Annotated in this window: 12 protein-coding genes and 1 pseudogene; 8 read left to right on the top strand and 5 right to left on the bottom strand. The window is 71.0% G+C overall.

Annotation, left to right across the window (positions count from 1 at the left end; all coding sequences use genetic code 11):
• Positions 1-40: 40 nt before the first annotated feature.
• Both ACZ7HQ_RS40975 and ACZ7HQ_RS40970 read left to right on the top strand, forming a co-directional pair.
• A pseudogene (locus ACZ7HQ_RS40975) lies at positions 41-124 on the top strand (IS5/IS1182 family transposase); the annotation flags it as partial.
• Between the two features lie 29 nt (positions 125-153).
• Positions 154-408, top strand: coding sequence for a DUF397 domain-containing protein (locus ACZ7HQ_RS40970; protein WP_471001482.1), 255 nt, complete (start codon positions 154-156; stop codon positions 406-408).
• On the opposite strand, the gene ACZ7HQ_RS40965 is transcribed toward ACZ7HQ_RS40970, so the two are convergent.
• Genes ACZ7HQ_RS40965 through ACZ7HQ_RS40955 form a run of 3 tightly spaced genes read right to left on the bottom strand, consistent with a single transcriptional unit; the run spans position 367 to position 2,061 of the window.
• Positions 367-1,017, bottom strand: a complete 651-nt coding sequence (locus ACZ7HQ_RS40965; protein ID WP_471001479.1) for a class I SAM-dependent DNA methyltransferase — start codon at positions 1,015-1,017, stop codon at positions 367-369. The genes ACZ7HQ_RS40970 and ACZ7HQ_RS40965 overlap by 42 nt on opposite strands.
• Positions 1,018-1,060: 43 nt before the next feature.
• Positions 1,061-1,375 carry an AzlD domain-containing protein gene (locus ACZ7HQ_RS40960; RefSeq protein WP_471001476.1) on the bottom strand — a complete coding sequence of 105 codons (315 nt, stop codon included), beginning with the start codon at positions 1,373-1,375 and terminating at the stop codon, positions 1,061-1,063.
• A complete protein-coding gene (locus tag ACZ7HQ_RS40955; protein ID WP_471001473.1) occupies positions 1,372-2,061 on the bottom strand; it encodes an AzlC family ABC transporter permease in 690 nt (229 codons plus the stop codon). Before ACZ7HQ_RS40955 ends, ACZ7HQ_RS40960 begins: the two co-directional genes overlap by 4 nt.
• Before the next feature lie 67 nt (positions 2,062-2,128).
• Between ACZ7HQ_RS40955 and ACZ7HQ_RS40950 the strand changes: the two genes are divergently transcribed.
• Complete coding sequence (locus ACZ7HQ_RS40950) at positions 2,129-2,692, top strand: helix-turn-helix domain-containing protein (protein ID WP_471001470.1); 564 nt, start codon at positions 2,129-2,131, stop codon at positions 2,690-2,692.
• A 140-nt stretch (positions 2,693-2,832) separates the two neighbouring features.
• Here ACZ7HQ_RS40950 and ACZ7HQ_RS40945 read toward each other — a convergent pair whose 3' ends face one another.
• Positions 2,833-3,036 (bottom strand): cold-shock protein, encoded by a 204-nt coding sequence (locus tag ACZ7HQ_RS40945; RefSeq protein WP_003992177.1) that lies wholly within the window; start codon positions 3,034-3,036, stop codon positions 2,833-2,835.
• Between the two features lie 286 nt (positions 3,037-3,322).
• On the opposite strand from ACZ7HQ_RS40945, the gene ACZ7HQ_RS40940 reads away from it, so the two are divergent.
• A complete protein-coding gene (locus ACZ7HQ_RS40940; protein WP_471001466.1) occupies positions 3,323-4,168 on the top strand; it encodes a menaquinone biosynthetic enzyme MqnA/MqnD family protein in 846 nt (281 codons plus the stop codon).
• An 86-nt stretch (positions 4,169-4,254) separates the two neighbouring features.
• Here the strand turns inward: ACZ7HQ_RS40940 and ACZ7HQ_RS40935 are convergent, their stop codons facing one another.
• On the bottom strand, positions 4,255-5,256 hold the full coding sequence (locus ACZ7HQ_RS40935; RefSeq protein WP_471001464.1) for a DUF8017 domain-containing protein: 1,002 nt from the start codon (positions 5,254-5,256) through the stop codon (positions 4,255-4,257).
• 113 nt (positions 5,257-5,369) lie between these two features.
• On the opposite strand from ACZ7HQ_RS40935, the gene ACZ7HQ_RS40930 reads away from it, so the two are divergent.
• From ACZ7HQ_RS40930 to ACZ7HQ_RS40915, 4 genes are all read left to right on the top strand, one after another.
• A complete protein-coding gene (locus tag ACZ7HQ_RS40930) occupies positions 5,370-5,552 on the top strand; it encodes a hypothetical protein (RefSeq protein ID WP_471001485.1) in 183 nt (60 codons plus the stop codon).
• On the top strand, positions 5,549-6,334 hold the full coding sequence (locus ACZ7HQ_RS40925) for a prepilin peptidase (RefSeq protein ID WP_471001461.1): 786 nt from the start codon (positions 5,549-5,551) through the stop codon (positions 6,332-6,334). Before ACZ7HQ_RS40930 ends, ACZ7HQ_RS40925 begins: the two co-directional genes overlap by 4 nt.
• 72 nt (positions 6,335-6,406) lie before the next feature.
• Complete coding sequence (gene mqnC, locus ACZ7HQ_RS40920; RefSeq protein WP_471001458.1) at positions 6,407-7,606, top strand: cyclic dehypoxanthinyl futalosine synthase; 1,200 nt, start codon at positions 6,407-6,409, stop codon at positions 7,604-7,606.
• A 17-nt stretch (positions 7,607-7,623) separates the two neighbouring features.
• Entirely contained in the window at positions 7,624-8,223 is a 600-nt protein-coding gene (locus ACZ7HQ_RS40915) for an imidazolonepropionase-like domain-containing protein (protein WP_471001455.1), read from the top strand.
• The last annotated feature ends 153 nt before the right edge of the window (positions 8,224-8,376 follow it).

Here is an 8,376-nt window from a genome sequence, read left to right as displayed (position 1 = left end):
AGACCGTGTCCTATGTGGGGCTGGGTCGTTGGACTTGGTTATGGGGCGGGGTACGTGGAGTTGGATTGTTCCGGACGGGCTGTGGGAGATCGCGGAGCCGCTGATCCCGCCCTTGGAGTCCCGGGCGTTGATCGAGAAGAAGCTGGAGGAGCTATGAACAGCGAGCCACTCACCTGGTTCAAGTCCAGCTACAGCAGCGGCGAAGGCGGTGATTGCGTAGAACTCGCCTACACCTGGCGCAAGTCCACCCACAGCGGCGGCGAAGGCGGCGAATGCCTGGAGATGGCCCCCCACCCCACCGTCATCCACATCCGCGACTCGAAGCAACCCGCCGCCCCCCACCTCACCGTCACCCCCTCCGCCTGGTCAGCCTTTCTTCTGGGCGAGAAGGAACGCCTGGTCCGCTGACTCGTCCGTCGCCGTGTCCCGCCCGCGGACGGTGCTGGAGCGGAGGACGAAACCGGCGTCGGCCAGCAGCCCCGCCATGAACTCGGGACGACGCCGCTGGAAGTCCAGGGTCACCGGACGTCCCCACGGCCGATCCAGGCGGCGCGGCTCGTCCCCGGACTGGAACGCGAGCAGGAGATGGCCGCCAGGAGCCAGCGCACGCGAGAACTCGGAGAAGAGGCGGGGGAGTTCGGTCACGGGTGTGTGGATGCTGGAGTACCAGGAGAGGGCCCCGGCGAGGGAACCGTCGTCGAGGGGCAGCTCCAGCATCGACCCCTGCTCGAACCGCAGAGCGGGATGCTCGCGGCGGGCGACGGTGAGCATGGACGCGGAGAGGTCGAGCCCGAAGACGTCCAGTCCGAGGGAGGCGAGGTACGCGGTGGCCACGCCGGTGCCGCAGCCGAGGTCGGCCACGGTTCCGGCCGCCCCGACAAGTTCGGCGAACGCACCGAGCAGCGCCCGCTCCAGCGGCTTGTCCCCGAGGTGGTCCCCGAAGTGGGCGGCGTAGTCCTCGGCGACGGTGTCGTAGAACGTGCGGGTGGCGGTGAGAAAGTCAGCCGTGTCGGTCATGACGGGGAACCGTAGCGACCCGCACTGACAAGCCTTCGGGTTGCTAGCCGAGCCCGGCCGCCCGCAGCAGTGCCGTCGTCGCGGCGGCGGCCAGGACCACGACGGCGAAGGGGGCGCGGCGCCAGGCCAGGGCGCCGCCGGCCAGGACCCCGGCCGGGCGGGCCCAGCCCGCGAAGCCGCCGGACTCCGTCAGCGCACCGGTGGCCAGCAGGGCGACGAGCAGTACCACCGCCCCGGCCGAGGCGAGTTCCTGTGCCCGGGCCGGTATCTCGACCCGCCCGTGCAGTACCGGGCCCACGAGCCGGAAGGCGTACGTGCCGAGGGCCAGCGCGAGGATCACGACGACGGTGGCGTTCATGCGGCGGCCTCCGCGGGCTGTCGGCGATGGAGGAAGAGTCCGGCCAGTGCGAGCAGCACCGGCACCCCGGCGGGCACGGCGGGTGTCGCCACGAGGGCGATGAAGGCGCCGAGCACGGCACACCGCCGTACCGCCGCGTCGGCCCGCAGCTGGGGCAGTACCAGGGCCACCAGGACCGCGGGGAACGCGGCGTCGAGGCCGTAGCGGGCCGTGTCCCCCAGGGCGCCGCCGGCGAGCGCACCGCCCAGCACTCCGAGGTTCCACACGGCGAACAGCCCGAGTCCGGAGATCCAGAACGCCCTGCGCTGCCGTACCGGGTCGGGCTGGGCGAGGGCGAAGGCCACGGTCTCGTCGGTGACCAGGTGGGCGCCGAGGAAACGGGCCGCCCGTCCGGTCCCGAGGATCTCGGCGACGGCCAGGCTGAACGCGGCGGTGCGGGTGTTCAGCAACAGCCCGGTCGCCGCGGCGGCGATCGGCCCGCCCCCGGCGAGCAGGACACCGACCGCGCTGAACTGGGCCGAGCCGGCGTACACCACCAGGGACAGCAGCACCGGCACCCACACCGGCAGGCCGCCCGCCACCGAGACGGCACCGAAGGAGACGCCGACGACACCGCTGGCCACCCAGACGAGGGAGCTGTCCCGGACGAGCGAACGGTCACTGGGTGTTCGGAGAAGCGAACGCATGTTTTCTACAATGAACAGTGAGCACCTGTCCGTCAAGCCGAACGATCGTACCGATGGAGCGAACGAGATGACCGAGCCTCCCGCCCGGCTCCCCCTGGAGTGGATCGCCGCCTCCCTCAAGCGCGAGCGCACCCGCACCGGCCTGTCCCTGTCCGAGCTGGCCAAGCGCGCCGGAATCGCGAAGTCCACGCTCTCCCAGCTGGAGGGGGCGAGCGGGAATCCGAACGTGGAGACGCTCTGGGCGCTCGCGGTCGCCCTGGGCGTTCCCTTCAGCGCGCTGGTGGAGCCGCCGGCGCCGAGCGTCCAGGTGATCCGGGCGGGGGAGGGTCCCGAGGTCGCGTCGGAGCAGGCGAACTACGTCGCCACCCTGCTGTCCGCGAGCCCTCCGGCGGCCCGGCGGGACATCTACCGGCTCCGGGCCGAGCCGGGGGCGGCCCGGGTGTCGGAACCGCACATCCCTGGCACGGTCGAGCATCTGATCGTCGGCTCGGGCCGGGTGAAGGCGGGGCCGGCCGGGGAGGAGGCCGAACTCGGACCCGGCGATTACATGACCTATCGGGGAGATGTCGCTCACTCGTACGAGGCTCTGGAGGCCGGAACGGCCTTCGTCCTCGTCATGCAGCACACGTAACCCCGGAGGAGCAGCGCCGCGAGCGCCGAGAATTCGCACAGAATTCACCGACGCGGGGGCGGGAAAAGGCAGGAGCCCCGTCGCCGTAACGGCGTGGGGCTCCTTGGGTACTGCTCTCAGGTTCTGCGATCAGGCAGTGATCAGACGGGGGTGACGTTCTCCGCCTGCGGACCCTTCGGGCCCTGCGTCACGTCAAAGCTCACCTGCTGGTTCTCCTCGAGGGAGCGGAAGCCGGAGGCGTTGATCGCGGAGTAGTGAACGAAGACGTCGGGGCCGCCGCCCTCCTGGGCGATGAAGCCAAAGCCCTTTTCGGCGTTGAACCACTTAACGGTTCCGGTAGCCATAAGCCCTCCTTGGGCTCAAAAGGGTTGCCCTGCTCCAGAACCTGCACGTGCGAAACGGTGCTGCGCAACTGCATACGTCTGAAAACGACGAGAGCCTGCGGTTACATGCTCCGCAGGCTCTGTACTGCAAGGGAAACCAAACTGCAACTTGCGGCAAGCCTAGCATCCGGGCAGCGGAAAGCAATAGAGGGCAAGATCACTTCACCCGGATGTTTGAACGGCCGTTGGGCCATTTGACGGTGGGGTCGGTCCCAGCACCGTAGCGCACGAGGTCTAGTCTCGCGATGTGGACAATGCTCGCACCCGGCCGCGCGTCGGCCACATCCAGTTCCTGAACTGCCTGCCCCTCTACTGGGGGCTCGCGAGAACCGGCACCCTCCTCGACTTCGAGCTGACCAAGGACACCCCGGAGAAGCTCAGCGAGCAGCTCGTGCGCGGCGACCTGGACATCGGCCCCGTCACCCTCGTCGAGTTCCTGAAGAACGCCGACGACCTGGTCGCCTTCCCGGACATCGCCGTCGGCTGCGACGGCCCGGTGATGTCCTGCGTGATCGTCTCGCAGGTCCCGCTGGACCAGCTGGACGGCCGCCGGGTCGCCCTCGGCTCGACCTCCCGCACCTCGGTCCGCCTCGCCCAGCTCCTGCTCGCGGACCGCTACGGCGTCCGGCCCGACTACTACACCTGCCCGCCCGACCTCAGCCTGATGATGCAGGAGGCGGACGCGGCGGTCCTGATCGGCGACGCGGCCCTGCGGGCGAACCTGCTGGACGGCCCGCGCTACGGCCTCGAGGTCCACGACCTCGGCGCGCTCTGGAAGGAGTGGACGGGCCTGCCGTTCGTCTTCGCGGTCTGGGCGGCCCGCCGCGACTACGCCGACCGCGAGCCCGACATCACCCGCAAGGTCCACGAGGCCTTCCTGGAATCCCGCAACCTCTCCCTGGAGGAGGTCGCCAAGGTCGCCGAACAGGCCGCCCGCTGGGAGTCCTTCGACGAGGCGACCCTGGCGCGGTACTTCACCACCCTCGACTTCAGCTTCGGCACCCCGCAGCTGGCGGCGGTCGCCGAGTTCGCCCGCCGCGTCGGCCCGACGACCGGCTTCCCGGCGGACGTGAGGGTGGACCTGCTGCAGTAGTTGGCGCTCGCTTCCGGCGCAGGACAATTCGGGGCACTGCGTACCCACCCCCGGAAGGGACGAGCGAGGTGGACGCCCCCGCGGAATCAGGAGTCCGACGGGGCCTTGTAGAGCCGTACGGTGCCGAGGACTCTCCGAATCGTCGCGTCCGGTACCTCGCTGCCCACGTTCTTGGCGCCGAAGAACGACCAGGAGACCAGATCCCCTGAGGCGTTCTTGAAGCCGAAGGTCCACGCCTTGCCGTCCGACGCGCACTTCTTCGACTTCGGCACGCCCACGGACCAGGCTGTGCCCAGAGTGCCCTTGAGGCCGGAGCTCGTGGTGAACGCCTCGACGGCGCCGGCCTTCACCTTCTTCCTGTCCGGCTGGGCGTACCCTCCGTACACCCAGGTCTCCGGGTCGGAGTCGGCGATGTCCCGGGTGCTTCGGTAACCGTTGTTGCCCCTCGTACCCACCTGGGCCAGTGGTGTGTTCTCCAGGGTGCCGTTCCGGTCGTTGTCCGAGGAACACCAGGTCTTCTGCAGCATGGCGACATTGCGGATCGCGATGAGTGGATTGTCCTCCGGGTCCCCGTCCTTGGAGACATAGCTGACCCAGGAAGCCGACTGGATCTCCCATTGGGGCGGGACGTCGAACGCGATTCCCTGGGTCGGGTTCGTCAGGACCTTCCAGCCCTTGATCGTGGCAGTCGCGGTGTCGACCCCCCGGGGGTTGGGGGAACTCTGGGACGATGAGGGGGAGTTGGCCGGCTTCGGGCCGGGCCCGTCGCTCCTGTGGCCGCCGAGCACCAGGAATCCGGTGACGCCCGAGGCGAGTACGACCGCCGCCGCGGCGACGACGGCGATGATGCCGCTCCGGTTCCGGCCGCCACCCGTCGGCGCGGGCCCGGGCGCGCCGGCGGCCGGCTGGGTGGGCGTCTGCCAGGGCTGAGGCCGCTGGTAGGGGTTCGGCTGGAAGACCCCGGGTCCGGGTTGCTGGTAGGGGTTCGGCTGACCAGGACCGGCCTGCTGGTACGGGTTCGGCTGTTGTCCGACGTGGGGCTGCTGCGGGTTCTGGCCGCCTCCCGGCGGCTGCTCTCCAGGCCACATGTGCGGTAACGATACGGCGGCCAACTTCCGCACGCCGACCGAGGGCATCCGGTACGCCACCGCCCTGTCCGCTCCCCGGCCCCCGAAGCCTGACGATCTGTAGGATCCGGAGTATGGACGCCTCCTGCACCCGCGCACCGGCGCGCAACAGGGTGTCTCCGTTCGAGGTGGCGGCCCGCTTCGGCCTCGACCCTGACGTGACGCGCAGACGTGCTCGCGGCCTCCCGCCGCGCACCGAAGCCCTCCTCGGCGAACTCCTGCCCACAGGGCGGGCGGGCGTCGCCGCGGCCGGATGAGCGACGTGCTGCTGTGGGCCGCCGCTGCGCTGTGGGGCGCGGCGGCGGGAGCACTGCTTCCCAGGGCCGCCTACCGCTTCGCCGTCCCGGCGGGTGAGGAGTGGCGGGACCGGTGCCCCTGGGGACACGCGCTTCGGGGCTGGCTCGGGCCGGCGCGCTGCGGTCGGTGCGCGCGGGGTGGCGCGGGTTCCTCCGGACCGCTTGGTGCAGTGGAGTCGTCCGGTGCGGCCGAGCCGCCGTACGCCCCCTCCGTCCCCCTGCTCTCCGCGGCGACCGCACTTCTGTGCGCCGCGCTGGCCGCCGCCACCGGAACCCGCCCGGAGCTGGCGGTCTGGCTGCTGCTCGCGCCGGTCGGCACCTTGCTGGCGGCCGTGGACTTCCGGGTGCAGCGACTTCCCGACCCGCTGACCGTGCCCCTCGCCGCGGCCGCCCTCGCCCTGCTGGGCCTCGTCGCGCTGCTGCCCGGCCACGCCGGCCACTGGCCCACCGCGCTGTACGGCGCCCTCGCGCTCGGCGCCGGCTACTACGCGCTGTACCTCATCAACCCGGCCGGCATGGGCTTCGGTGATGTGAAGCTGGCCGTCGGCATGGGCGCCGTACTCGGCTGGTACGGCTGGTCGGCGGTCCTGCTCGGCGCTTTCGCCGGCTTCCTGCTCGGCGCGCTGTACGGCGGTGCGCTCGTCGTCGTACGACGCGCGGGCCGCAAGACCGCGATCCCCTTCGGCCCGTTCCTGCTGGCCGGGGCCTTCGCCGGGCTGCTGATCGGCGCGTGCGCGGCCTGAGGGCGGATGGCCGAAAGGGCTGGCGTACGCTGGTTCGGTCCGTCCACAACCCTTGACGAAAGGGACCCCCTGGTGACCGAGAAGGCCGACCTCCAGTCTGTCCTCGACCGTGCCGCAGCCGGTGGGCGGATCACCCCGGAAGAGGCGCTCGTCCTCTACCGCGACGCCCCGCTGCACGCACTGGGCGCCGCCGCCGACGCCGTACGCCGCCGCAAGTACGCCGGTACCGAACACATCGCGACGTACATCATCGAGCGGAACATCAACTACACGAACGTGTGTGTCACGGCCTGCAAGTTCTGCGCCTTCTACGCGGCCCCCAAGGACAAGGACAAGGGCTGGACCCGCGACCTCGACGACATCCTGCGCCGCTGCGCCGAGACCGTCGAACTGGGCGGCACCCAGATCATGTTCCAGGGCGGTCACCACCCGGACTTCGGCGTCGAGTACTACGAGAAGCACTTCAAGGCCATCAAGGACGCCTTCCCGCAGCTGGTCATCCACTCCCTCGGCGCGTCCGAGGTCGAGCACATGGCCCGTATCTCCGGCGTGTCGGTCGAGGAGGCCATCACCCGTATCCACGAGGCGGGCCTGGACTCCTTCGCGGGCGCCGGCGCGGAACTCCTCCCCGAGCGCCCCCGCAAGGCCATCGCGCCCCTCAAGGAGTCCGGCGAGCGCTGGCTGGAGATCATGGAGACCGCGCACCGGCTGGGTGTGGAGTCCACCTCCACCATGCTGATGGGCACCGGCGAGACCAACGCCGAGCGGATCGAGCACCTGCGGATGATCCGGGACGTACAGGACCGCACGGGCGGCTTCCGCGCCTTCATCCCGTACACCTACCAGCCCGAGAACAACCACCTGAAGGGCCGGACGCAGGCGACGCTCTTCGAGTACCTCCGCATGATCGCCATCGCCCGCCTCTTCCTCGACAACGTCCAGCACATCCAGGGCTCCTGGCTGACCACGGGCAAGGAGGTCGGCCAGCTGTCGCTGCACTACGGCGCGGACGATCTCGGCTCGATCATGCTGGAGGAGAACGTGGTCTCCTCGGCCGGCGCCAAGCACCGCTCCAACCGCCTGGAGATCATCGACCTCATCCGCAAGGCGGGCCGCGTGCCGGCGCAGCGCGCGACGACGTACGAGCACCTCGTCGTCCACGACGACCCGGCGAACGACCCGGTCGACGAGCGGGTGATGTCCCACATCTCGTCGACGGCGATCGAGGGCGGCACGGCCCACCCCGAACTGAAGCTGCTGGCGTCCAACTAGGGCCGGCCAGGCGTCCCGTGCTGACACTTCACATCGCCGAGAAGTCGCCCGACGCGGCGGTTCTGGTCGACGGGGCGTCCGTCGCCGCCGTCGGCCCGTACCAGGAACTGGCCGACGCCCACCCGCGGGCACGGGTGCGGCGCTGGCCCGGCATCCTGACGCCGGGACTGCTGAACCCGTACGGCCCGGAGCTGCTGGAGGCCACCTACCACCCCGACCCGCGCGAGGCCGACGCCCTCGGGACCGAGCCCATCGGCGGGGAGCGGGCGCGGGAGATCTTCCGCACCGACCCCGCCCGGCTCGGCGCGAGCGCGCGGCGCGGGGTACAGCGGATGCTGGCGCACGGCACGGTGGCGGTGGCCGGGGAACTGCGGTCGCGGGCCGTGGTCGACGCGGTGCGCAGGGCCGGGCTCGCGGTGGGACAGCGGCCCGACCGCCTCCCGGGCCCCGCGGCGCTGTCCCCGGCCCCGCTGATCCTGCTGCCGAAGCTGGTCGCGGGCGGCCCCGCCCGGTTCGCCGTGTTCGATGTCGCGGACCGCGCCGAACTGGTCCGGCGCGGCGCCGGGACCTGCGTGGCGACCGTGATCGGCGGGCGGCTGGTGTACCGCGGCCGCTGAACACGGCTGATGCCGGGCAACGCCGGCTCAGCCCGCGAACGCCTCCCGGACGCCCGGGACCCTGGTACTGCCCGGCTGTGCGGCTGGGTGGAGGACGCCGCGGCACGCAGGAAGCCGAGGCCCCTGCCGTGAGACCGGGCTGCAACAATGGGC

It is taken from the genome of Streptomyces sp. NPDC037290 (genome assembly GCF_055603245.1).
The sequence above is the reverse complement of the archived record's forward strand: the minus strand, read 5'-3'. Positions and strand labels throughout refer to the sequence as shown.